Annotated in this window: 23 protein-coding genes; all 23 read right to left on the bottom strand. The window is 62.7% G+C overall.

From position 1 onward, the window contains the following. Positions 1-5 precede the first annotated feature (5 nt). On the bottom strand, positions 6-311 hold the full coding sequence (locus ACIPZC_RS13765; RefSeq protein ID WP_012315519.1) for an STAS domain-containing protein: 306 nt from the start codon (positions 309-311) through the stop codon (positions 6-8). Positions 312-451: 140 nt separating this feature from the next. Beyond that, entirely contained in the window at positions 452-904 is a 453-nt protein-coding gene (gene fliJ / locus ACIPZC_RS13760) for a flagellar export protein FliJ (protein ID WP_241804576.1), read from the bottom strand. A 6-nt stretch (positions 905-910) separates the two neighbouring features. Further along, positions 911-2269 carry a flagellar protein export ATPase FliI gene (gene fliI / locus ACIPZC_RS13755; RefSeq protein WP_267817709.1) on the bottom strand — a complete coding sequence of 453 codons (1359 nt, stop codon included), beginning with the start codon at positions 2267-2269 and terminating at the stop codon, positions 911-913. After that, a complete protein-coding gene (gene fliH / locus ACIPZC_RS13750; protein ID WP_400627487.1) occupies positions 2259-3023 on the bottom strand; it encodes a flagellar assembly protein FliH in 765 nt (254 codons plus the stop codon). The genes fliI and fliH overlap by 11 nt, the downstream gene beginning before the upstream one ends. Positions 3024-3141: 118 nt before the next feature. Continuing rightward, positions 3142-4161 carry a flagellar motor switch protein FliG gene (gene fliG / locus ACIPZC_RS13745; RefSeq protein ID WP_012315523.1) on the bottom strand — a complete coding sequence of 340 codons (1020 nt, stop codon included), beginning with the start codon at positions 4159-4161 and terminating at the stop codon, positions 3142-3144. Beyond that, complete coding sequence (gene fliF / locus ACIPZC_RS13740; protein WP_400627485.1) at positions 4154-5932, bottom strand: flagellar basal-body MS-ring/collar protein FliF; 1779 nt, start codon at positions 5930-5932, stop codon at positions 4154-4156. The genes fliG and fliF overlap by 8 nt, the downstream gene beginning before the upstream one ends. 15 nt (positions 5933-5947) lie before the next feature. After that, on the bottom strand, positions 5948-6280 hold the full coding sequence (gene fliE / locus ACIPZC_RS13735; RefSeq protein WP_012315525.1) for a flagellar hook-basal body complex protein FliE: 333 nt from the start codon (positions 6278-6280) through the stop codon (positions 5948-5950). Between the two features lie 191 nt (positions 6281-6471). Continuing rightward, on the bottom strand, positions 6472-7848 hold the full coding sequence (locus ACIPZC_RS13730; RefSeq protein ID WP_267824047.1) for a sigma-54 dependent transcriptional regulator: 1377 nt from the start codon (positions 7846-7848) through the stop codon (positions 6472-6474). Continuing rightward, positions 7848-9065 (bottom strand): sensor histidine kinase, encoded by a 1218-nt coding sequence (locus ACIPZC_RS13725; RefSeq protein WP_400627483.1) that lies wholly within the window; start codon positions 9063-9065, stop codon positions 7848-7850. Before ACIPZC_RS13725 ends, ACIPZC_RS13730 begins: the two co-directional genes overlap by 1 nt. 239 nt (positions 9066-9304) lie before the next feature. Beyond that, on the bottom strand, positions 9305-10780 hold the full coding sequence (gene fleQ, locus ACIPZC_RS13720; protein WP_241804581.1) for a transcriptional regulator FleQ: 1476 nt from the start codon (positions 10778-10780) through the stop codon (positions 9305-9307). A 165-nt stretch (positions 10781-10945) separates the two neighbouring features. Next, complete coding sequence (fliT, locus tag ACIPZC_RS13715; RefSeq protein ID WP_400627481.1) at positions 10946-11242, bottom strand: flagellar protein FliT; 297 nt, start codon at positions 11240-11242, stop codon at positions 10946-10948. 14 nt (positions 11243-11256) lie between these two features. Then, positions 11257-11652, bottom strand: coding sequence for a flagellar export chaperone FliS (fliS, locus tag ACIPZC_RS13710; protein ID WP_400627479.1), 396 nt, complete (start codon positions 11650-11652; stop codon positions 11257-11259). Between the two features lie 132 nt (positions 11653-11784). Then, a complete protein-coding gene (gene fliD / locus ACIPZC_RS13705; RefSeq protein ID WP_400627477.1) occupies positions 11785-13188 on the bottom strand; it encodes a flagellar filament capping protein FliD in 1404 nt (467 codons plus the stop codon). 79 nt (positions 13189-13267) lie between these two features. After that, positions 13268-13642 carry a flagellar protein FlaG gene (locus ACIPZC_RS13700; RefSeq protein ID WP_400627475.1) on the bottom strand — a complete coding sequence of 125 codons (375 nt, stop codon included), beginning with the start codon at positions 13640-13642 and terminating at the stop codon, positions 13268-13270. A gap of 72 nt (positions 13643-13714) precedes the next feature. Next, on the bottom strand, positions 13715-14566 hold the full coding sequence (locus tag ACIPZC_RS13695; RefSeq protein ID WP_387527626.1) for a flagellin domain-containing protein: 852 nt from the start codon (positions 14564-14566) through the stop codon (positions 13715-13717). Between the two features lie 248 nt (positions 14567-14814). Continuing rightward, positions 14815-15750 (bottom strand): ketoacyl-ACP synthase III, encoded by a 936-nt coding sequence (locus tag ACIPZC_RS13690; protein WP_400627473.1) that lies wholly within the window; start codon positions 15748-15750, stop codon positions 14815-14817. 262 nt (positions 15751-16012) lie between these two features. Next, on the bottom strand, positions 16013-18937 hold the full coding sequence (locus ACIPZC_RS13685; RefSeq protein ID WP_400627472.1) for a TIGR00180 family glycosyltransferase: 2925 nt from the start codon (positions 18935-18937) through the stop codon (positions 16013-16015). A gap of 36 nt (positions 18938-18973) precedes the next feature. Then, positions 18974-19711 carry a cephalosporin hydroxylase family protein gene (locus ACIPZC_RS13680; RefSeq protein WP_400627470.1) on the bottom strand — a complete coding sequence of 246 codons (738 nt, stop codon included), beginning with the start codon at positions 19709-19711 and terminating at the stop codon, positions 18974-18976. Between the two features lie 33 nt (positions 19712-19744). Next, complete coding sequence (locus tag ACIPZC_RS13675; protein ID WP_400627468.1) at positions 19745-20623, bottom strand: NAD-dependent epimerase/dehydratase family protein; 879 nt, start codon at positions 20621-20623, stop codon at positions 19745-19747. Then, positions 20620-21846 (bottom strand): methyltransferase domain-containing protein, encoded by a 1227-nt coding sequence (locus ACIPZC_RS13670; protein ID WP_400627466.1) that lies wholly within the window; start codon positions 21844-21846, stop codon positions 20620-20622. Before ACIPZC_RS13670 ends, ACIPZC_RS13675 begins: the two co-directional genes overlap by 4 nt. Beyond that, on the bottom strand, positions 21843-22403 hold the full coding sequence (locus ACIPZC_RS13665) for a dTDP-4-dehydrorhamnose 3,5-epimerase family protein (protein ID WP_400627464.1): 561 nt from the start codon (positions 22401-22403) through the stop codon (positions 21843-21845). Before ACIPZC_RS13665 ends, ACIPZC_RS13670 begins: the two co-directional genes overlap by 4 nt. Continuing rightward, positions 22400-23482 (bottom strand): CDP-glucose 4,6-dehydratase, encoded by a 1083-nt coding sequence (gene rfbG, locus ACIPZC_RS13660; protein WP_400627462.1) that lies wholly within the window; start codon positions 23480-23482, stop codon positions 22400-22402. The genes ACIPZC_RS13665 and rfbG overlap by 4 nt, the downstream gene beginning before the upstream one ends. Continuing rightward, positions 23464-24237 carry a glucose-1-phosphate cytidylyltransferase gene (rfbF, locus tag ACIPZC_RS13655; protein ID WP_400627460.1) on the bottom strand — a complete coding sequence of 258 codons (774 nt, stop codon included), beginning with the start codon at positions 24235-24237 and terminating at the stop codon, positions 23464-23466. Before rfbF ends, rfbG begins: the two co-directional genes overlap by 19 nt. Between the last annotated feature and the right edge of the window lie 9 nt (positions 24238-24246).

Raw genomic sequence — 24246 nt, 5'->3', positions numbered from 1 at the left:
GACGCTCAACTGATAGCGAACAGTTTGTCGAAGTTGGATATGGCAAGGATCTTGCGCACGTCTGAACTGGCATGCACCACGCGCACGTCCGATTCATCGCCCCCGGCGTGGTCACGCAGCAGCAGCAACATGCCGAGGGCCGAGCTGTCCAGGTAGGTTGTGTCTTTGAGGTCGACCACAACCGAGTCCGGGCGCTTGGGTTGACGCTCGTAAGCATCGCGAAACTCCTGATGCTTACCGAAATCGAAACGACCCTTGATCTTGATCGTCAGCTTTTTCTCGTCCTGCGAAAAATCGGTCTCGACTGCCATGCTAGCGATTCCTTCGATGATGGCGAATGCAACAGTTCAAGGTTTAGCAGGCAGGGGGCAGAGCTGCAAGCTGCAAGCTGCAAGCTGCAAGCTGCAAGCCGCAAGCCGCAAGCTGCAAGCTGCAAGCTGCAAGCTGCAAGCTAGATGTGACCTTGCCTTGGCAATCGCTGGGACAATTCATCCAGCAAGCGCTGCTCGCGCTTGTCTTCGGCGCGGCGCGCCTCTTCCTGGTAACGCTGCACCAGTTTGCGCAGGCCCTCCACCCGGGCATAGGCTTGCTGCCAGGTGCCCCTGGCGTTCTTCAGGTTGTTCTGGTGCCAAGTCAGGCTCTGGCGCTGCTGGGTCATGGCCGTTTCGAGCTGGCCTAGAAAGCGCTGGTAGTTGACCAGCCAGCTGCCATTGACGCCTTGGCCACCGCGGTCGATCCATTGCGCCTGATAGCCCTCACGGAACGACTCAAGTTCGGCCAGCTTGGCCTGGGCCTGGGCCACCAACTGCTGAAAATGCCCCAGCCGCTGGGCTGCCTTGCGCTCGGCTTCCTCGGCCATCTGCACCACTGGCAGCAGACGCGCGGCACGACCAGGCGTACTCATGGCTTATCAACCGTTCGCCGGAGGCGTGAAGATAGCCCCCAGCTGCTGTCGGCTCTGCTCCATACCGACATTTTCATCCAGCCCTTGGCGCAGCAAGTCCACCAGTTTCGGCTGCAGCGCAATGGCCAGGTCGGTTTCCGGGTCGCCGCCTGCCACATAGGCGCCGACACTGATCAGGTCGCGGCTCTGCGACAGGCGCGACCACAGTTGCTTGAATTTCTGCGCCTGGCGCAGGTGATCGGCATCGACCACCTGCGGCATCACCCGGCTGATCGAGGCTTCGATATCGATCGCGGGGTAATGGCCTTCCTCGGCCAGCCGGCGGGACAAGACGAAGTGGCCATCGAGCACGCCACGCGCCGAGTCGGCGATCGGATCCTGCTGGTCGTCGCCTTCGGACAGTACGGTATAGAAGGCCGTGATCGAACCACCGCCGGGCTCACCATTACCGGCGCGCTCCACCAGCTTGGGCAGTTTGGCGAACACCGATGGCGGGTAACCACGGGTCGCCGGCGGCTCGCCGATGGCCAAGGCGATTTCACGCTGGGCTTGGGCGAAACGGGTCAGCGAATCCATCAGCAACAGGACGTTCTTGCCTTTGTCGCGGAAGTACTCGGCGATGCGTGTGCAATACATGGCCGCACGCAACCGCATCAACGGCGCGTCGTCGGCCGGGGACGCGACCACCACCGATCGCTTGAGCCCCTCTTCACCCAGAATATGCTCGATGAACTCCTTCACCTCGCGGCCCCGTTCGCCAATCAGGCCGACCACGATGATGTCGGCTTCGGTGAAGCGAGTCATCATGCCGAGCAACACCGATTTACCGACACCGGTACCGGCGAACAGGCCCAGGCGCTGGCCCCGGCCGACGGTCAGCAGGCTGTTGATGCTGCGGATGCCCACATCCAGTGGCTGGCTGATCGGGTCGCGGTTGAGCGGGTTGATGATCGGGCCGTCCATCGGCACCCAATCCTCAGCCTTCATCCCGCCCTTGCCGTCCAGGGCTCGGCCGGCGCCATCGAGCACCCGGCCAAGCATACTCATGCCCATGGGCAAACGACCGCTGTCGTCCAGCGGTACCACCCGCGCCCCGGGGGCGATACCGGCGATGCTGCCGACCGGCATGAGGAAGACCTTGCTGCCAGCAAACCCCATGACTTCGGCTTCGACCTGCACCGGGTGGTACGAGTCGTCATTGATCACCAGGCAGCGTGCGCCCACTGCGGCGCGCAGGCCTTCAGCCTCCAGGGTGAGGCCGACCATGCGCAGAAGACGGCCTTCGACCACCGGCTGCACGGGCAGCTTGATCGCCTCGGCGTAGCCACCCAGGCGTTTGCCGAAGCTGGTGCGGTCAAGGCGCATCGTCGGCGCCCAACTCGATCGATACATCCGGCGCCGCCGGGTGCAGGGCCTGGTCGTGCAACTGATCGAACAGCTGGGCCACGGCCTTTTCGATGCGGGTTTCCATGGTTGCGTCGATGCGGCTGTGCGCGGTCTCGATGCGGCAACCCCCTGGCAACAGGGCGTCATCCTCAAACAGCTTCCAGCTCTCCTCATGGCGTTCGCGCAGGGCTTTGGCCAGTTCGAAATCCTGGGGGTTGAGGTGAATGCGGATAGTGTCCGCGCCCATGGGCAGCAGCTTCAACGCTTCGCGCAGTACCTGGGTGATCTGGCTGGAGTCACTGCGCAGTTCGCGACCGATCACCTGCTGCGCCATGTGCGCCACCAGGTGAACGAGGGTCTTCTCGATCTGTGTGTCCTGCTCGGCGATCGGCTCGAGCAGGTGCGTCATCAGCTGTTCCAGGTCGGCCAGCCGGGCATTGAGCGCCTCCTCGGCCTCCTGCCGCACCTTCAACTGGGTACTGTGAAAACCTTCGCGCTCGCCGGTGGCGAAACCTTCGTTATAGGCCTCCTGCCGGATCGCTTCGAGCTCTTCAAGGGTCAGTGGCTGGACTTCCTCCAGCGGTACTTCCTCGACCTCTTCCTCGATGATTTCGGGTTCCGGTTCCGGCTCCGGTTCCGGCTCAGGGTCGAAGCTGGGCAGTGCCCACACATCGACGCCTTCCAGGTCACGTGCGCGAATCAGGTCGCTGGGGTGCTGTTCTTTGCTGGACATTGGCATGCCTGGTGTTGAAAGCGGGATGAGCTGCAAGCTGTGGGCTGCAAGCTGCAAGAAGAAGCAGGCTGTGCAGCGTCTGGCTTTCCCTTGTCGCTTGCAGCGTGTGGCTTGCCGCTTAAATCATTTCCTCGGCGCCCTTGCCGCCGAGCACGATCTCGCCGGCCTCGGCCATGCGTCGGGCAATGGTGAGGATTTCCTTCTGCGCCGTTTCCACGTCGCTGACGCGCACCGGGCCCTTGGCCTCGAGGTCGTCGCGCAGCAGCTCCGAAGCACGCTTGGACATATTCTTGAAAATCTTGTCCTTGACCCGCTCGTCGGCGCCCTTGAGCGACACCACCAGCACATCGGAGGACACTTCGCGCAGCAGCGCCTGGATGCCGCGATCATCGACATCGGCCAGGTTGTTGAAGACGAACATCAGGTCTTCGATCTGCTCCGACAGGTCGTTGTCGACCTCGCGGATCGAGTCCATCAGCGCACCTTCCACGGAGCTGTCGAGGAAGTTCATGATGTCGGCGGCGCGCTTGATGCCACCCAGGGTGGTGCGTGCGGCATTGGAATTACCCGAGAACTGCTTCTCGAGAATCTGGTTCAGTTCCTTGAGCGCCGCTGGCTGAACGGTGTTGAGCGAGGACACGCGCAGGATGATGTCCAGGCGCACCTTGTGGTCGAAGTTGCTCAGCACTTCGCCAGCCTGATCAGGGTCGAGGTAGGCGACCACGATGGCCTGGATCTGCGGGTGCTCGAAGCGGATCACATCCGCCACCGCCCGCGGCTCCATCCACTTGAGGCTGTCCAGGCCGCTGGTATTGCCGCCCAGCAGGATGCGGTCGATCAGGCCGTTGGCCTTGTCCTCGCCCAGGGCCTGGTTGAGCATCTTGCGGATATAACCGTCGGACCCTACGCCCAGGCTGGTCTGGTCGCCGACGATCTCGACGAACTCGCTCATCACCTGCTGGACCTGCTCGCGGTGCACGTTGCCCATCTGAGCCATGGCCACACCGACCCGCTGGACTTCTTTGGGGCCCATGTGCCGCAGCACCTGGGCGGCATCGGTTTCACCCAGCGAGAGCAAAAGGATTGCCGCTTTGTCGGTGCGGCTCAGCTTGGCGGTAACGGCTCGGTTATCACTCATCGGCGTTGATCCACTCTTTCACGACCTGGGCGACACGGCCCGGGTCTTCGGCCACCAGGCCTTTGATTGCGTTGAGCTGTGCCTCGTAACCCTCGCTCGGGCTTGGCAACAGAATGCTTGTCGGGCCACCCAGGCTGACGCGGTCGTTGGCCAGTTCGCCATCCAGACCGATCATGCCGCCCAGCTCCATGTCGCTGTCCGTTGCAGCAGCCTGCTTGCCGCCGCCTGTGATGTTGTTGAGTACCGGGCGCAGCACGCCGAACACCAGTACCAGAATGAACACCACGCCCAACACTTGCTTGACGATGTCCCAGAACCACGGCTGTTGATAGAACGCAATGTCGGCGATTTCTTCGCCGCGGTCGGCAGCGAACGGCACATTGATCACCGTGACGCTGTCGCCCCGGCTGGCATCGAAGCCCACGGCGTCCTGCACCAGGCGGGTGAAGCGCGCCAGGTCCTCGGCGCCCCACGGCGCGCGGGTGGTCTCACCAGCGGCGTCGACCTTGACCTGGTCATCGACCACTACCGCCACCGACAGGCGGGTCAGGCGACCCTGCTGCTGGCGGGTGTGGCTGATCGAGCGGTCCAGCTCGAAGTTCTTGGTGGTTTGCAGACGCTTGTCGGCCGGGTATGGCGCGAGCATTGGCTGGCCGGTGGCCGGGTCCATGATCTGCTGGCCGTTGGCATCCACCAGCGGCTGGCCAGGCTGGACCGCACCGGCAGCAGGGGCTGCGGCGGTGGCGTTTTCAGGCGCTGCTGCACCTGCCGGCGGTTGGTTGCTCAGCGCGCCAGGCACACCTTGCGGCCCCGAGCTGCTGGCACGCTGCTCGTTGACCGACTGCTCGCTGCGCAGCGCCGGCTGGTCCGGGTTGAACTGCTCGGACGTGGATTCCACTGCACTGAAGTCAAGGTCGGCAGAGACCTCGGCCTTGTAGCGGTCGTTGCCCAGTACCGGTTGCAGGATGTTGTGCACACGTTGGGTGAGCATGCCTTCCATACGGCGGCTGTAGTCGAACTGCTTGCCGGCCATGGTCAATGCAGTGTCCTGCAGCTGGTCGGAGAGCAGGTTGCCCTTCTGGTCGACCACGGTGACCTGCGACTTGTCCAGCTCGGGCACGCTGGTGGCGACCAGGTTGACGATCGCCATCACCTGGCCGGCTTCCAGGGAACGGCCCGGGTACAGTTCGACCAGGACCGAGGCGCTGGGCTTGCGCTCATCGCGCACGAACACCGAGCTTTTCGGGATCGCCAGGTGCACGCGTGCGGCCTTGACGTTGTTCAGGCTGGAGACCGTACGGGCCAACTCGCCTTCCAGGCTGCGGCGGTAACGGGTCGCTTCCATGAACTGGCTGGTACCCAGGCCCTGCTCTTTGTCGAGCAGTTCGAAGCCGACATTGCCGTCGCTAGGCGCAACGCCTGCGGCTGCCAGTTTCAGGCGCGCACGGGAGAGGTCGTCGGCCTTGACCAGCAGAGCACCGGAATTGGGCTCGACGTTGTAGGGGATGTCTGCAGCGGCCAGGGTATCCATGACCTGCTTGGTGTCCATACCGGCAAGGCTGCCGTACAGCGGCCGGTAATCGGGCTGTTGCGACCACAGCACCACGGCGAAGCCGATCGCCACGCTCGCCGCCAACCCGACCAGCAGGCCGACCTGACGCAGCATGGGCATCTGCGAGATGTTTTCCAGAAACGCCATGCCGAACAGCGGCGGCTTGGACGCTGACGGGCCGCTTTTGGCGGGGACGTTATCGACGACTGCTTCAGCCATGACTTACTTCCGTCCTCAAACCGGCATCTGCATGATGTCCTGGTACGCCTGGACCAGCTTGTTGCGTACCTGGGTCAGCGCTTGCATGGAAACGCTGGCTTTCTGCGAAGCGATCATCACGTCAGTCAGGTCGACGCCGCTCTTGCCGATCTCGAATGCATTGGCGAGCTGGGTCGACGCCTGCTGGGTCTGGTGCACTTTGCCGATGGCTTGGCCGAGCATGTCGGCGAAGCTGCTCTGGCCTTCTGCCAATTCGGGCGCGGCAGTGGCTTTGGGCAGCGACATGGCATCGGCCTGCATGGCACGCATGTCCAGCATCAGACGATTGAATTCAACACCTTGGCTCATGAACTTCTCTCTCCGGCTGCCGCATTTTTTTGACACTCATGCGGCGGATAGCCCTTCTAAAGCAACAACAGTGCCAGCTAGCTGCAAGCTGCAAGCTTCAAGCTGCAAGCTGCAAGCTGCAAGCTGCAAGCTGCAAGCTGGACTGCGGCGCTCTTGCTCTTGCTTGTAGCTTGTAGCTTGTAGCTTGTAGCTCACCCAAAAAGGCTGGCTTCCACGTCCAGTCCGGCGTCGCGCATTTGCGCAAGCTTGTAGCGCAAGGTACGCGGGCTGATGCCGAGTCGCTCGGCAGCCTCCTTGCGGCGACCGCGCTCGGCGCGCAAGGTGTCGATGATCATCTGGAACTCGTGGCGGCGCATGTCATCGCCCAGGCCACCGGCATCAGCTGCCGGCTCGACCGCGACGGGCAGCGGCGTGGCGGGTGCAACCGCCGACAAGGGAATGGCGCCGGCCAGACAAAAATCCGCCGCTTCGATCACCCCACCCTGCTGCAGGATCAGCGCCCGCTGCAACGCGTTGTCCAGCTCACGCACATTGCCCGGCCAGGCATGGGCCTGCAGGCAGGCCTTCGCCGCCGCCGACAGACGCACCGGCGCATGCTTCATCTTCGCCACGTGCCGCGCCAGCAGGCGCTCGGCCAAGGGCAGGATGTCGCCGGCACGTTCGCGCAACGGCTGCCAGGCCAACGGGAACACCGACAGGCGATAGAACAGGTCCTCACGGAAACGCCCGGCCGCCACTTCACCGGCCATGTCGCGGTTGCTGGTTGCCAGCACGCGGATGTTCAGGGTAATCGGCTTGCGCCCCCCTACCCGCTCAACCTCACGCTCCTGCAACACACGCAACAGCTTGGCCTGCAGGCCCAGAGGCATTTCAGAAATCTCATCGAGCAGCAGCGTGCCGCCCTCAGCCTGCTCGAATTTGCCGGCCTGCGCGGCAATGGCGCCGGTGAACGCGCCTTTCTCGTGGCCGAACAAAGTGGCCTCGAGCATGTTGTCCGGGATGGCCGCGCAGTTGATCGCGACAAATGGCTGCGCCGCACGCGGCGACTGCTGGTGAATGTACCGCGCAAGCACTTCCTTGCCCGTGCCCGACTCACCCGAGATGAGTACGGTCGAATCGCTGCGCGCCACACGCGCGGCAAGCTCCAGCAGTTGACGGCTGGCAGCTTCGCAGGCCACCGGCCCATCGTCCTCGGCCGCACTCAGGCGCCCGGCGGCGTGACGCTCGACCAGGCTCAGCAGCGCCTTGGGCTCGAAGGGTTTGACCAGGTAATCCACAGCGCCCTGGCGCATCGCCTCGACAGCGCGCTCCACGGCAGCGTGAGCAGTCATCAGCAGCACGGGCAATTGCGGGTGCTGGCGGCGCAGGTGCGCCAGCAACTGATGCCCATCCATGCCCGGCATGTTCACGTCACTGATGACCAGGCTGTAGCCGTCGCTTTGCACCGCCTCCAACGCTTCTTCAGCGCTGCCCACAGCGCGATAGGCAAAACCGCCGATCTCCAGGGTATCGCCAAGCGCTTGGCGCAGTACCCGGTCATCCTCGACCAACAACACCTTGATGAGCATCATGCGACCTCCGCAGGCTGCCCGCCGATCAATGGCAACTCCACCCTCACACAGGTGCCGCGCCCGACCCTGGAGCGCAGCTGCAACTTACCGTGGTGCGCCCGCACCACGGCCATGACCACGGCCAAGCCGAGCCCGGTGCCGGTAGCCTTGGTCGTGAGGAACGGCTCACCGAGCCGCCCCAGGAGGTCGGCATCGATGCCGCTGCCGGCATCACTGATGCACAGGTGCAGGGTGTGTTCGCGCCGATACAGGTGCACTTTGAGCCGCGCAGCGCCAACGCTGGCCTGCAGAGCATTCTCGATCAGGTTGAGGATGGCGCCGACCAGGGTGTCGCGATTGCACAGCAACTCACCCAAGTGGCTGTCACACTGCCAACGCACGGCATGGCCCTGGACATGAGGCTGGGCGGCTTGCTGCAAGGCCTGGAACAGGCCCTTTGGGCTCACCCGGTCACCCAGTGGCAGCTCGCCGCGGGCGAACACCAGCATGTCGCGCACCTGGTGTTCCAGTTCGTGCAGACGCTCCTTGAGGCTGCCGGCGAAACGCCGGCGGGTCTCTGGCGCAAGCTCACGCTCGTCTTCGGCCAGGTGGCTGGCATAGAGCATGGCTGCCGACAGCGGTGTGCGTATCTGATGGGCCAGCGAAGCGACCATGCGCCCCAATGACGACAGGCGCTCATGGCGTGCCAACTGGTCCTGCAGGCGACGGGTTTCGGTCAGGTCATTGAGCAGCACCAACTGCCCTGGCTCGGCATCCAGCGAACGCGTGGCAATGGACAAACGGCGGCCATCGCGCAGGGACACCTCATGCCCGTCATCCTTGCGCGGGGCGAAGCTGCGGGCGATCACCTGGCGCCATAACTGGCCGAGCAAGGGCTCACCCAACAGTTCGCAGGCCGCCGGATTGGCTTCGCGTACCAGGCCTTGGTCATCGATGACGATCACCCCGCCGGGCAGCAGGGCCAGCAGGTTCTGCAAGCGATTGGCCAGGCGCTCTTTCTCGTTCAGCTCGGCCATGCGCTGGGCGCCGACTACCGCCAGTTCACCCTTGAGCTCACTGACGCGGGCCTCGAGCATGCTGTAGGACTGGTTGAGCTGGGTGGAGACCTGGTCGAACAGGGCGAACGCCTGCTCCAGCCCCTGTCGACTCTCCTGTTCGACGGGGGTAGGCCCCTGCGGATCAGGGACTCGGGAAAAGTGGGCGGCCTGGGGCATCGTGCTCTCTCGCGTGGCTGACCGTCATAAAAACGGTGTGATGCCAGCGGTGTAGCAATAGCCGTGCCGGGGCTGGGGGTTTGTGCTGCCTGCTCGGGCCCTATCGCCGGCAAGCCGGCTCCCACCGCGACCGCGCAGTTCTTCAGGCCTGCGCTTTACCTGTGCAAGCACATTTCTTAAAGCCGGCGCACATCCATGTGGGAGCCGGCTTGCCGGCGATATGGGCGGTACAGGCGAAGTCAATCTTCCGCCTGTTCCTCACCGCCCTGGCGACTCATGCCGTACTTGCGCATCTTCTCCACCAGGGTGGTGCGGCGAATACGCAAACGTTCAGCCGCCCGCGCCACGATACCGTTGGCATCGTCCAGCGCCTGCTGGATCAGCCCCTGCTCCAGGCTGCCCAGGTAATCCTTGAGGTCCAGCCCCTCAGGCGGCAGCATGGCATGGCTGGCAAAGCTCGGCGCATGGCCGTTGATAGCCACGCGCTCTTCCAGATCACTGCGCAGGCTGTCGACCAACTGCTCGTCTTCATCGTCGACGTAGCGGAATTTCTTCGGCAGCTCCGACACACCAATCACCCCGTACGGGTGCATGATCGCCATGCGCTCGACCAGGTTGGCCAGCTCCCGGACGTTACCCGGCCAACCGTGCCGGCACAGCGACATGATCGAAGCCGAGTTGAAACGTATCGAGCCACGCTTCTCATGCTCCATACGCGAAATCAGCTCGTTCATCAGCAGCGGAATGTCTTCCACACGCTCACGCAACGGCGCCATCTCGATCGGGAACACGTTGAGGCGGTAGTACAGGTCTTCACGGAAGGTCCCACCCTCGATCATGGTCTCAAGGTTCTTGTGGGTCGCGGCGATGATGCGCACATCGATGCTCTGGGTCTTGTTGCTGCCAACCCGCTCGAAGGTACGCTCCTGCAGCACACGCAGCAGCTTGACCTGCATCGGCAACGGCATGTCGCCGATCTCGTCGAGGAACAGCGTGCCGCCGTTGGCCAGCTCGAAACGCCCGGCACGGCTGGTGATGGCGCCCGTGAACGCACCCTTCTCGTGGCCGAACAGTTCGCTCTCCAGCAACTCGGCCGGGATCGCCCCGCAATTGACCGGCACGAACGGCGCTTCGCGGCGCTTGGAGTGGTAATGCAGGTTGCGCGCGACCACTTCCTTGCCAGTACCGGACTCACCAAGAATAAGTACGCTGGCGTCGGTGTCGGCGACCTGCTGCATCATCTGCCGAACATGCTGGATGGCGCGGCTGGTGCCAACCAGGCTGCGGAACAGGTTAGGCTCGCGCTGACGGCCGCGCTCACGGGCCTGGTCGTACATCTCGCGATAGACCTGAGCCCGGTGCAGGGAGTCGAGCAGCTGGCTGTAGCTGGGCGGCATCTCGAGGTTGGACAGCACGCGACGACGAAGCTCTTCCGGGAACTCCGCAGAAGAAATTTCGCCGATCAGCAACACCGGAAGGAACTCATCCCACCCAGCCACTGTCTTAAGCAACCCAAGCACATTGCCTGGAGCATTCACGGTTCCGATGAGCACGCAGAGCACTTCACGACTGGAAGACAACGCCCCCACCACCTGCTGCCAATCCTGGCTGGAGCAGGGCAGGTTTTCTTCGCCGAGAAAGTTCAGGACCACCGCCAGATCGCGGCGGCGGGCGCTGTCGTCATCGATCAGGAGAATCTTGGTTTCACGCCACATGCAATAGCAACTTCCCTAGTCATATCGGCGCCCGAAGGCGTGCGCGACATCATTCAGACTGAATGGTCAGTGTTCGGACGTCTGAAATTCGAAAACAGCCACTAGTAAAGTCAAAAAAAAGCATGCAGTCAAATTAATGGCGCACGGCTTTTAGGACATCTGTGGTCAAGTGAACAGATGGTATACCTTAGCAGCGTTTTTCGCCTGACGGATTTGCACCATCTCGTCGACTACCGATTGACGTTCACCGCTTGCAACTTCGATTAGTTGCCGGTAGACCCCCAGCAACTGCTCCAGGCTGTCACGCACTTCGGCCTCCTTGCCCTGAGCGTCGTCGAGCAAGTCACCGATGCGCAGACGGCACTCCAGGTCCAGCTCCCCCACCGCATCCCAGTCCCGACTGGCCAGCGCAGACAGCAGCAGCTCACGGGTTTGCTCGATACGGGTGATTACTTCGCTCATGTCATCCTCCTTGCTCAGGAAGCCGCCGACGGATCGCCGATCGCGTCCCAACCTTCCTTGACGGTGATCAGCAAACGCGCCACTTCATCGATGATGGCAGGGTCGCTTTTCACATTGGCTTCGATCAGGCGCCGGCTCATGTAGGTGTACAGGCTGTCGAGCTCGGCAAGGGTGTCGGCATGATTGTCCAGGTCCAGGCCTTCACGCAGGCCACCGATGATGTCGATGGCCTTGCCGATGAGGATACCCTTCTGGGCGACATCGTTGCGCGCAATCGCGCCCTTGGCCTGAGCCATGCGATCAAGACCGCCCTGCATGAGCATCTGTACCAGGCGGTGCGGGCTGGCTTCGGACGTCTGGGCCACGCCGTTGACTTTCTGATACTGCCGAAGGGCCAACATCGGGTTCATGGATCTACCTCGTTGCTGCGAAAAAGGTTGCTTGTACCCTGTGTATCGCCGGTACGTCAAAAAACTTTAGGCCCAAAACAAAAAGCCCGGCGCGTCGCAAGACGCTGCCGGGCTTTCATCACTCAGGGCCGATCAGGAATTCTTGGCCTGAGCGTTGAGGGCATCGAAGACCGCCTTGATCTGGTTGGCCTGAGCGTTGAGCTTGGCCACCGCGGTGTCCATCGCCACGTACTTCTTGGTCAGCGACTCGGTCAGCGACTCGGTGCGCCGATCCAGCGCGGTCTGCTGGTCAGCCAGGTTCTTGGCGACCTTGTCCAGGCTGGCCTTGCGCGTAGCCAGGCTGCCGTCGGTGGCATTGTACGGGTCGATCGCCTTGTTCATGCGCTCGAAGATACCGTTGGTACCGGTAAACAGCTCCTGCACCTCGGCGCCAAGCTTCTTGTCGTTCATGGCGGCAGTGAACTTGGTGGTGTTGAACTCCAAGGTGCCGTCCTTGGTGGTGTTGATACCCAACTGGCTCAAGCTGGTCAGCTGGTCGCCAGCCCCCACCTCGCTGAGCACCTTGCGCACATCGTTGAGCAACGAACGCGTGGTCGGGTCGTTGGTCAGCGGGCCGAGTACCAGGTTGTCATTGGCATCACGGCTGGTGGTGGTCAGCGACGTGATCGCTTTCTGCAGGGTGTTGTAGGCATCGACGAACGACTGGATAGACTTCTGCAGGCCGTCGTTGTCCGCCGCCACGGTGATCTGAGTGGGGCTGGTCGGGGAAGCGCTGACACCGGTCAACTCCAGCTTCATGCCACTGATGGCATTGTCGATGGTGTTAGTCGCACTGGTGACTTTCAGGCCATCGATGGTCAGTTCCGCATCCTGGGCAAGGGCTGTGATATAGCCGGCGCCCGTGTCGGACATTTTCGCCGTGCCGTCGATCTCCAGCTCAGGGATACCACTGAGCGAAAGGTCAGTGCCCTCACCGGTAGTGGTAGAGCTGAGCACCAGGCGTGCGCCGCCCTCACCATTGATGATGTTGGCCGATACGCCCTGAACACCAAGCTCCTTGTTGATCTGGTCGCGCACGCTTTCCAGGGTGGCGCCGCTGGCGATATCCAGCGTCCAGTTATTACCGCCCTGACTGACGGTCAACTGACCTTCACTGATGGCCGAGGCAGAGCCGCCGGCAAACGGCTGGCTGGCGACCTTGGAACCGGTGGCCATCTTGTCGACCACGATGCTGTAGCTGCCAGCCACGGCAGTATTGCTCGAGGTGACCTTGACCACCGCTTCGTTCGCGGAGGTCGCCGCATAGGCGTTGAACGCCGGTGCAGTTGAGTCGTTGAGCTTTTTCATGGCGTCCTGGAACGCCGTAAGGGCACTGCGCAGCGAGCCCACGCCGGAGATCATCGCGGTGTTGTTGCTGGTCTGCCGGGTAATCTGCGCCTTTTTCGCCGCAGTGTCGGCTGACACCAACGCTTCGACCATCTCGGTAATGTTCAGCCCGGTACCCTGGCCGATACTGGAGACAATGGTACTCGCCATACAGTAATCCCTCTCTTCGCAACGTCAGACCTGCTCCTGCAAGACTGACATGAACTCGCCTTGAAGCATTCGCCGCCGGTCAGACCTTGGCGTCGAACAAAAGACTGTTTACATCGCTCAGGCTGTGGGCAATCCGCAGCGCCTCTTCGGAGGGCAATTGGCGGATCAGCTCACCCGTTTCACTGGCGATGACCTTGACCACGATCTTGCCGGATTCTTCGTCCGTGGAGAATTCCAGGTTGCGTCGGGTCGAACTGAGGAACTTTTCGATTTCCGATACGGCGCTTTTGACCTTTTCGGCATCGGTTCCTTTTTCGGCAGCGCTGACTGCCTTGGGTTCAAGCGTGTCACTGCCGCGGGGCGCATCGGCCGACCGGGAAACCGGCTTGTCGCCGACCTGTTCGGCCGATCGAGCAGTCGGGTAGGACAGGTTCAACTTGACGCTCATGTCCATGACTTACCACCTCGCAACGAAAAGGCGGGGAAGCGCCTCATTATGCACTTCCCCGCCGGTCACCATCGGCGATTACTGAAGCAGCTTCAGTACAGCGGATGGCAGCTGGTTAGCCTGGGCCAGAACCGAGGTCGAAGCTTGCTGCAGGGTCTGCTGCTTGGTCAGCTGGGCAGTTTCAGCAGCGAAGTCGGTGTCCTGTACACGGCCACGAGCGGCTTCGGCGTTCTCGTTGATGTTCTGCAGGTTGTTGACGGTGCTGGTCAGACGGTTCTGCGAAGCACCCAGGTCAGCACGGGTGGAGTTGATGGTCTGCAGAGCGGCGTCGATGGCGTCCAGCGCAGCGTTCATGCTGGCTTCGGCTTCGTCACTGGTGGAACCGGTGATGGCGATGGTAGCCGAGTCAACGCTCAGGGTAGCAGCGTCGAAACCGCTGTCCAGGCTGATGCTGATCTGGTTGTTGCTACCGGAGTTGGAGCCGACCTGGAAGGTCAGAACGCCAGCGGAACCGTCCAGCAGGTTTTTACCGTTCAGCTGGGTGGAGTTGGCGATACGGCTCAGCTCGTCGGACATCTGCGCGAATTCTTTGTTCAGCGCTTCACGGTCTTCGGTGCTGTTGGTGTCGTTTCGCGACTGGACTGCCAGTTCACGCATACGCTGCAGGATGTTGGTCTGCTCTTGCATCGCGCCTTCAGCGGTCTGGGCGATGGAGATACCGTCGTTGGCGTTTTTGATCGCCATGGTCTGACCGCGGATCTGCGAGGTCATACGGGTAGCGATCTGCAGGCCGGCGGCATCGTCTTTGGCGCTGTTGATTTTCAGGCCGGAGGACAGACGAGTCATCGAGGTGCTCAGTGCATCGGAAGCACGGTTCAGGTTTTTCTGAACGCCCAGAGAGGTGGTGTTGGTGTTAACGGTCAAAGCCATGACGAATTCCTCGTTGGATTGGGTACTACGGCTTCCGGCCTTGGCAATTCGCCGGGTGTGGCACAGAGAACCTTCGTAATAGTTATCGTCGTCAGGGCGTGTTGCTTTAGGGCATTTTCGAAAAAATTTACTGGCATCCTGCCAGCCCAATGAATTCAAGGAGTTGGCGCCAGATTACAGGCGCCCTCGCCCGTGGCTCAGAAAAGAAAACGCCGCCCGAGGGCGGCGTCTTTCACCAGCACGTACGGTCAGTCACGGCGCTCGATGATGGCCGAGCCCCACGACAGGCCCACACCGAAGCCACTGAGCGCTACACGCTTGTGCTGCGAACCGAGCACGTGCTTTTCCAGCAGCAATGGAATGCTGGACGACACGGTATTGCCGGTCTCGACCATGTCCTTGACGAACTTCTGCTTGTGCTCGCCCTCGACGAAGCGCGCCGACACGGCATCGACGATTGCCGCGCTGCCCTGGTGCAGGCAGTACAGGTCGATGTCATGCGCCTGCAGTTGGCTGGCTTCAAGCAGTTGCTGCAGGTGCGCAGGCACCTTGACCAAGGCGAAGTTGTACACCTGACGGCCATTCATGAAGAACTTGCCATCAGTGGTGCGCAGGTGCTCGGCGCCGGCACCATCACTGCCGAACAGCGACTTGCCCAGCTGCCAGGTGGCATCCTCGCCCATCCAGGTGGCGGTGGCCGCATCACCGAACAGCATGGTGGTGTTGCGATCCTCAGGGTCGACGATCTTCGAATAGGGATCGGCAGTGATCAGCAGGCCATTCTTCAGGCCGGCGGCTTCCATGAAGCCCTTCATCGCGTAGAGGCCGTAGACATAGCCAGAGCAGCCCAGGGAGATATCGAAAGCAGCGATGGCGGTGGGCAGCCCCAGCTTGTGCTGGACGATCGCCGCCGTATGCGGCAAGCCTTCGGCGTCACCGTTCTGGGTAATGACGATCACTGCGTCGATGGTTGCCGGGTCCAGCGATGGATTGGCAGCGAACAGATTCCTGGCGGCCTCGACGCAAAGGTCGGAGGTTTCCTGGGCGGCTTCCTTGCGCGGCAAGAAGGTCGAACCGATCTTGCCAAAGATGAAATCCTGGTCCTTGCCGAATTTCGCGCCCTGTGCGTAGTTGTCTACGCCTTCAGTCGGCACGTAACTGGCGATGCTTTTAATGCCAATCATATGGCTTCCCAATTCAGTAACAGCGAAATACCCGCCACGGCATAAACGGCAAAACGCCAGGCGATACGGGGGCTTCCGATCCCTGACGGTTTGTCCGGGGCGACGCGGCGGTTCCCGGTTTCGACAATATACAGTGAAGATGCGCGTTCTGACTCTCAAGTCACGCTCTTTTTGTCGAATCGACAAAGCACACTGCATCACCCACAAAAAAGCCATGACCACCGCGAAGCGATCATGGCTCGGAACAGCCTGCGAGCAGGCCTCAGGCGGTCAGTGCCTGCCAATCGACCCCACGCGCCAGCTCCAGGCTGAACAGCTCGCCTTCAAGGCTGTGGCTTGCGTTATAACAGGGGTCCTGGGCCAGCATGTGCGTCCAGCGTTCACGCAGGGCCGCGCAGCCCATCGCATCATCGCTGGCCTGGGCATGCCGCACGGCTTGCGCCTGGGGCGTGTAGACCACCAGCAAGCCGGCTGCAGCTGCCTGCAGGCACAGATCGACCTGGGCTGCACGTACGCTCGGCGCCTGCTCATCGAGGCCGCCGACTGTACGCAGCAGCTCGGCACGCAGCATGATGCACCCCGATACCGCCGAAACACCGTGCTCCACCTGCAGCCGCTGCAGGTAGCCCGGAGCATCCTTGCCCTGGCCCGCGAACGCTGCACGCACACCCGCCTGGGCCGTGAGCACCAAGCCCGCCTCGACGACCTTGCCCTCGGCGCTCAGCAGCTTGCCACCGACCACCCCGACTTCCGGGCGCTGGGCTTGGTTGAGCAACCCTTCCAGCCAGTTGGCATTGAGCACTTCAGCCGAACTGTCGAGCATCACCAGATACTCGCCACGGGCCTCACGACTGGCCAGATTGATCATGGCTGTAGGCGCAATCACCTGCTCGCTGCGGATCACCCGCACGCGGCTGCCGGCCGCCTGCAAGCTGCCCAACCAATCGCGCAACGCGGGCGAGCGGCTGGCATTGTCGGCGATCAGAATCTCGTGATTCTGGTAGCGGGTACGCTGGATCACACTGACCATGCACGCCTGAATCTCTTCGAAGTTATCCTGGCAATGCAGGATGATCGAGACTGCCGGGCGCTCCTGGTGGCGATAATCGATCTGCAGCGTGCCGGGGTGCGCCGAACCGACCGAGGCGGCATAGCCACGCTGGGCAATGTGCTGGGCGAGTACGGCACGCGCTTGATCATGGCTCTCGGCACCCGGGGCATTGCAGATCAGCAAGGGCTCGGCCAGGTGAGCCAAGCCGGCCAGGCCGGCCTCGCCGACCAGGCGCAGCAACAGATCGAACTCCAGCGCCTGCGGGTAGCGGGCATCGAAACCGCCAGCCTCCAGCCACAGGTCGCGACGCACCAACCAATGGCGCGCCATAGTGCCCGGCACGCTCTGCAGCAAGTCGAGGTTGACGCCCGGGCGCAACACTTCGCGCAGCGAACCATCGGCCTGGCTCTGCAGCTCATCCATCGCCACCGCGCGCACACCCTCGACGTTCAGCAATTCCAGGCTCGCACGCAGCAAGCCGGTGCCCGTGAAGCGGTCACCGCTTTCGGCCAGCATGATCCAGTCGGTGTCCAGGTGCCGCGCTGCCTCGTTCATGCGCTGGATGTAATCCTGCGCGGTGACCTGAACGAAGTGCACCGTCTGCTGCGCCCGGGTGACAGCTGGCAACTCGCCAGTGGTCAGCACCACGACCTTGAAGGCGCGGCTGTGCCCGCCCATGAGGCTGTCGAAGGTTGCCTGTAACTTGACCGTATCGGCTTCCAGGTCGAGCAACAGAATACCGAACGTCGGGCCGCCCTGATGCTGCGCCAGATGTGCAGCAGCTTGACGCGCCTGTTCGGCGTCAGGCTCGCGCGCCTGCAGCCACTTCATCAACTGGCCAGAGGGCAAACTATCGAGCAGTGCCTGGCTGTCGTAGCACGGTACCGACTGCAGGCGGCGCAGCCAGCCACGCAGCGGCGCGGCCTCGGCCTCGTCACCGGCCTCTTCCAACGAGGCCACCAGGCGTTCGACCACCGTGCGGTTGAACGGGCTGAGGGTCAACGCCTCCCAGAGGCGGCTGCGCTGGGTGCGAGCATCGTCATTGGCATGAACCTGCATCAGTTGCGCCTGGCGCAGCAGGATCGGCTCGAGTTCGATGAGCTGCTGGCGACCGGCAGGCATGGTATGGATGAGGAATTCACACTCAGCCAGCAAGTCGAACATCGGCTTGTTGTAGAACGGCATCTCGACGAACTGCTGCTCGCCGAATACGCGACGCGGCTCGGGCTCGGCCAGCTTCCAGTGCGAACGCACGATCAGGCACCCCTGCAGCGCCACGCCGGTCAGCAGGCCCTCGGCCATCGCCTTGAAGCTCTCCAGGGCGACCCGCTTGACCGCCTCGGCGCCCTGCCCGCTCAGCGCGGTCGGGATCGAGGCGAGAAACTCGGCAAACGCTTCACGGTCCTGGCGCGACTTCTCATCCTGCAGGGCCAACACGGTAAGTACGTTGGTGTTGTGCTCCGAGCCCCCGTAATTGATCTCCCGGACCGCATAGGGGATCGGCAGGATACGCGCTTTAGCGTTGACCAGCAGGTAGAAGGTATGGCCGATTTCCTGCCACTCGAAGCTGGTGCCCGGCGGTAGCAAGGCGTACCACTGCTGCAACAGGTCCGTGCGGGTCACCGCGTAGAACGGCGGAAGGAACTGCCCCATGAACTCGATCAGGCGCTGCTCGGGTGCGGCGCAGTAATCTTCCTGCACCCGATTGTCGCGCTTGTAGAAGTCCACCTGGGTACCGCGCCCCAGGTACATCATGCCGTAGCCGTGGCAGACGCCGTAATCGGGGTTCTGCTCGAGAAACTCCACCGACTGGGTCATGCCGTCGCACAGCAGGAAATCATCCACGGCCGCAAAGGTCATGAATGGCGTGCGTACCGCATTGACACCATAGGTCAGCTTCTCCTGCAGCCCCGTATAGGAAAACTGCGGCAGGTGGCGGTAATCCACATGCGGGTAGTCGCGCACGACTTCATCGTCGGCCTGCAACGAGGAGTCCAGCACCAGGATGGTCGCCGGGTAATTGCGGTAGTAGTACAAGGTCCGGCGCAAGAACGCCGGACGATTGTGAGTGATCACCACGAGGGTGAGGCGGTCCTTGAGCGACGCATCGCCCGGGTGCTGTGCATGAGCCTGCATATGTGTTCCTGCCCGTTGTCCGGCTGGTTCTAGGGTTCAGCGCACGCGGCGCAGGTAGCCGTCACGGGCCACGGTAATCAGCAGCTTGTCGTGGACCTCGGCGTCGATGACGAAGTCCTCGGTTTCCTTCAGGTAAGCCCAGACCGCTGTGCGCGGGTTGTCGCCGACACCCCACGGGCGGTCAGGGAAGGCATCTTCGGGCATGTCCTGGACCACGGTGTCCATCACCACGCAGTAGCTGCCCTGCGATACCAGAGGGGCATAGGCGCGCAGCTCGGCGAGCACGTGCTCATGGGTGTGGTTGGAGTCGAGCACGACGATGACCTTCTTGCCTTCGGCCAGGGCCTTCACGCGCTCGACCACCTCAGGGTCGATGCTCGAACCCTGGATCATGCTGATGCGCTTGAACATCGGATGGCTTTCGATGGCCTCGCGGTTGTGCGCACGGATGTCCAGGTCGATGCCAAGCACCTCACCATGGCCCACCAGCTCCATCATCGACGCGTAGTAGATGATCGAGCCGCCGTGGGCGATGCCGCACTCGATGATCAGGTCGGGCTTGATCTTCCAGATCAGCTCCTGCATGGCCACCATGTCTTGCGGCAACTGGATGATCGGGCGGCCCATCCAGCTGAAATGGTAGGTGTACTTATGCTTGGCCGACTCGTTGTAGAAGGTCTGGGCCAGATTGCACAGTTCGGTATTGTTGCCTTGGTCGCGGATCTCGGCCTGGCACTCTTCGGCAAATACCTGCTCTGGCGTCTTGTCGCTCATGTGAAGCCTCTTGAAAGTGTTGACCCGGCCGCCCTAGCGGCGCACAGGCTCGGTAGTGGATTGCAGTAGGTGTTGCAAACGGTCGGTAACCGCCCAGAACGCCATGGGCTCGTGGGTCGGATAAGGGTAATGGCCAAGATTGAGCTGCAGGCTGGCACCGCGCTCGCGCAGGCGTTGCTCGACCAGGCTGCGCACAGCGACTGGCTGGCCGCTTGCGCAGTTGACCACGCCCGAGAAACGCCGGCAGTGCAGCACTGCTGCAAGCTGGCGCGCGGCTTGGGTGGCCGGCTGGAAGTCGCGCAACTGCTCGCCGCCGGACATGTCGAAAGTGGCCGCACCGATGTCGATGGCACGGTCGAGCGCGGCCAGCAGGCTGTTAGGGTTCTGCCCCTCGCCATGCAGGTAGAACAGCCGCGCCCATTGCAATGCAAACGGGTGATGCTGCTGCAGTGCCTGGAGAAACTGGTGCAGGCTGTGCTTGGCCAACCCGTAAGGGTTGGCGGGGCGTGACGGGGCCTGCTCGTCCAGAGGGCCGCTCTGCATGCCGTACTCGAAACAGGTACCGGTCACCAGCACCTGGGGCACCCCAGCCAGCACCACCTGCTTGATGAAGCGGTAGTCGGCCATCAGGTTCTGCTCTAGATGGAACAGCGCCTGATAGTTGGGCAACCCTGGCCATGCCAGGTGAGCCAATGCATCGATGCCTTCGACCCAGATGGCAACCTGCTCGGGCGTGGCCTGCTGCAGGTCGGCGGCCACGAACTGTACCTGATCGAACCAGGGCATCAGCTGGGCCCGCTGCGCATCACGCGCCAGGGCTCGCACACGGCAGCCACGCGCCAGCAGTTCAGCCACCAGATGGCGGCCGACGAAACCGGTGGCGCCGGTCACCAGCACATGCGGCGCGCTCACAGTATGGTCAACTCGGGCACGGCAATGACGAACCGCCCGCCCCACTCACGGATCCCCGCCTGCTGTTCGCTGACCTCGCGCAGCAGGTTCCACGGCAACACCAGCACATAGTCGGGCTGCTCCATGGCCAGGCGCTCGGGCGCCACCACCGGAATGCGACTGCCCGGGAGAAACTTGCCTTGCTTGTGCGGGTTGGCATCGGCTACCCAAGCCAGCAGGTCGGCCTTGACCCCGGCGTAGTTGAGCAAGGTGTTGCCTTTGGCGGCTGCGCCGTAGCCGACCACGCGCTTGCCGGCAGCCTTGGCGTCGAGCAAGAAGCGCAGCAATTGCAGCTTGATGCGCTCGGCGGCTGGGGCCAGGGTCGAATAGAACGCCGCAGTGCGCACGCCAACACCGTTTTCGATGGCCAGCAGCTCCTCCACCGCAGGGCTTGTCGCGCGGCGCTCGCCGTCGGCACGCTGCACGAAGACCCGCAGCGAACCACCGTGGGTCGGCAGCTGCTGCACATCGAAGATCTCCAGGCCGTTGCGCTGGCAGAGCGTCTGCACGGCTGTCAGCGACAGGTACGAGTAATGCTCGTGATACAGCGTGTCGAACTGGTGCTCGGCCATCAGGGTGAGCAGATGGGGGAACTCGAACGTCGCGACGCCGCCCGGCTTGAGCAAGGTGGCGAAGCCACCGAGGAAGTCATTGATGTCCGGCACGTGGGCCAACACGTTGTTCGCCGCCATCAGGTCGGCACTCCAGCCTTCATCCACCAGGCCCGCTGCCACTTGCCGGCCGAAGAATACCTCGCGGATGTCCAGGCCTTTGGCACGCGCCGCGTCTGCGGTGCTGCGGGTCGGCTCGATGCCCAGGCAAGGAATGCCACGCTGCGCGACATACTGCAGCAGATAGCCGTCGTTGGCGGCAATCTCCACCACTCGGCTTTCGGTGTTCAGGCCGAAGCGCTCTACCATGCTCGCCACATAGGCCTGGGCATGGGCCAGCCAGGAGCTGGAGTAGGAGCTGAAATAGGCATAGTCGGCATCGAACAACTGCTCGGCACGGGTGTAGTCTTCGGTCTGCACCAACCAGCACTGCTCGCACACCGCCACTTTCAGTGGCACCCACTGCTCGGCCTCGGCCAATTGCGCGGGCACCAGGTAGGCATTGGAGGGCGGCGAGGTTCCCAGGTCGATCAACGGCAGGTGCACGGCACTGCCACAGCCTCGGCAATTCATAGGGTCACTCCGGTAAAACGGTCATCCAGCCAAGGATGCAGCTCATCCCGGGCCGAGAGGTTGATCACAGGCAATGGCCAGTCGATTGCCAGGCGCGGATCGCGAACGAACAGGCCACCCTCGTGCTCCGGCGCGTAATCGGCGCTGTGCAGGTAGAGCAATTCGGCGTCGTCGCTCAGCGCCTGGAAACCATGGGCAAACCCGGCAGGCACCAGCAGGCTGCTGCCGTCTCCGGCCTTGAGCCGTTCGCCGTGCCATTGCAGAAAGGTCGGGGAATCGGCACGCAGGTCGACCACCACGTCCCACACCTCACCCCGCAGGCAGGTGATGTACTTGCTTTCCGGTTGCGGCCCGGCCTGGTAATGCAGGCCACGCACGCTACCGCGCTCACGGGTCAGCGAGCGATTGATCTGACGGATGTGAAACGGCGCGCCAAAGCGCGTCAGGCTGTCTTCGCAATACAACCGCGAGAAGGCGCCGCGTGCATCCGCGTGGCGACGGTGCTCGACCCGGGCAAGGCCCGGTAGCGGCAAGGGGTGCAAGGCATACTGGCTCACAGCGACTCCTGGTACAGGCTCAGCTGCGTCAGGCTGACCGCGCGCATGTCCATGCCCTTGCGCCAGGCCAGGTGCCAACCCAAGGTCCGCTCCAGGCACTCGTGCAGTGACCAGCGCGGGCGCCAGCCGAGCAGATGGCGCGCGCGCGAGCTGTCCAGACGCAACAGCCCTGCTTCGTGCATGTCACTCTTCTGAAACTCCACCCCGGGGCTTTGCGGCCACTGGTCGGCGAGCAACTGCACCACTTCACCGACGCTGCACATGTCGTCCTCACCAGGCCCGAAGTTCCAGGCGCCGGCAAAACGCTGGCCCTGCTCATACAAGCCGGCAGCCAGTTGCAGGTAGCCCGCCAAGGGCTCCAGCGCATGCTGCCAGGGGCGTACGGCCTGGGGCAGGCGCAGGGTCACCGGCTCGCCTGCGGACCACGCCTTGAGTACGTCGGGGATCAGGCGCTCCGGTGAAAAATCGCCGCCACCCAAAACATTGCCGGCACGGGCCGTGGCCAGGCTCAGGCCATGTTCGGCAAAGCGTTCGGCCGGGAAAAAGGACGCTGCGTAGGATTGTGCGAGGAGCTCGCAGCACGCCTTGCTGCTGCTGTACGGGTCATGCCCGCCCAGTGCTTCATTCTCACGATAGGGCCAGGCCCACTCCTGGTTGGCATAGACCTTGTCCGTGGTGACCACCACACAGGCACGCACGCCACCCACCAGGCGCATCGCCTCGAGCAGGTTGAGCGTGCCCATGACGTTGCTCGAGTAAGTACCCAGCGGGTCACGGTAACCCTCGCGTACCAGCGGCTGGGCCGCCAGGTGCAGAACGATTTCAGGCTGCACTTCAGCGATCAGCTCCAACAGCACGCCCAGGTCACGCACATCGCCACGGCGGTCATCGATACCCTCACCAGCACGGGCCAGTTCGAACAGGCTGGGCTCGGTGGATGGATCGAGGGCGAAGCCTGTGACCTGGGCGCCCAGCTGCTGTAGCCAGAGCACCAGCCAGCTGCCTTTGAACCCGGTATGGCCGGTGACCAGTACCCGCTTGCCGGCCCAGAATGCCGGGCTCAGTCCCATTGCTTCCATGGTGCCTCCCCGCTGGCCCAGAGCTGCTCAAGGTGGTTCTTGTCACGCAGCGTATCCATCGGGTGCCAGAAGCCGTCATGCTCGAACGACATCAGCTGCCCTTGCTCGGCCAGGGTGGTCAGGGGCTCCGACTCCCATGGCGTGGCATCGTTGGCGATGTAGGGGATGACCTTGGGCGACAGCACGAAGAAACCGCCATTGATCCAGCCACCATCACCACGCGGTTTCTCGCTGAAGCCATGCACCAGGCTGCCTTCGCGCTGCAAGGCGCCATAGCGCCCGGGTGGCTGTACGGCAGTCACGGTGGCCAGCTTGCCGTGGCCAAGATGGAAATCGACCAACGCACCGATATTGATGTCTGAAACACCATCACCGTAGGTGAAGCAGAATGCCTCGTCGTCTTCCAGATAACGGGCGACCCGGCGCAGGCGGCCGCCGGTCATGCTCTCGTCACCGGTATCGACCAGGGTGACACGCCACGGCTCGCTGTAGTTCTGATGCACGTCCATGCGGTTGGCGCGCATGTCGAACGTCACGTCCGAGGTGTGCAGGAAGTAGTTGGCGAAGAAGTCCTTGATCGCGTATCCCTTGTAGCCCAGGCAGATCACGAAGTCGTGGATACCGTGCGCCGAATACTGCTTCATGATGTGCCAAAGAATTGGCTTGCCGCCGATTTCGATCATCGGTTTTGGCTTGAGGTGCGACTCTTCGCTGATGCGGGTGCCGAGCCCACCCGCCAGAATGACTGCCTTCATCGATTTCCT

The sequence above is a fragment of the Pseudomonas sp. NPDC089743 genome (assembly GCF_044748785.1).
In the GTDB taxonomy this organism is placed as follows: Bacteria; Pseudomonadota; Gammaproteobacteria; order Pseudomonadales; family Pseudomonadaceae; genus Aquipseudomonas; species Aquipseudomonas putida_X.
The sequence above is the reverse complement of the archived record's forward strand: the minus strand, read 5'-3'. Positions and strand labels throughout refer to the sequence as shown.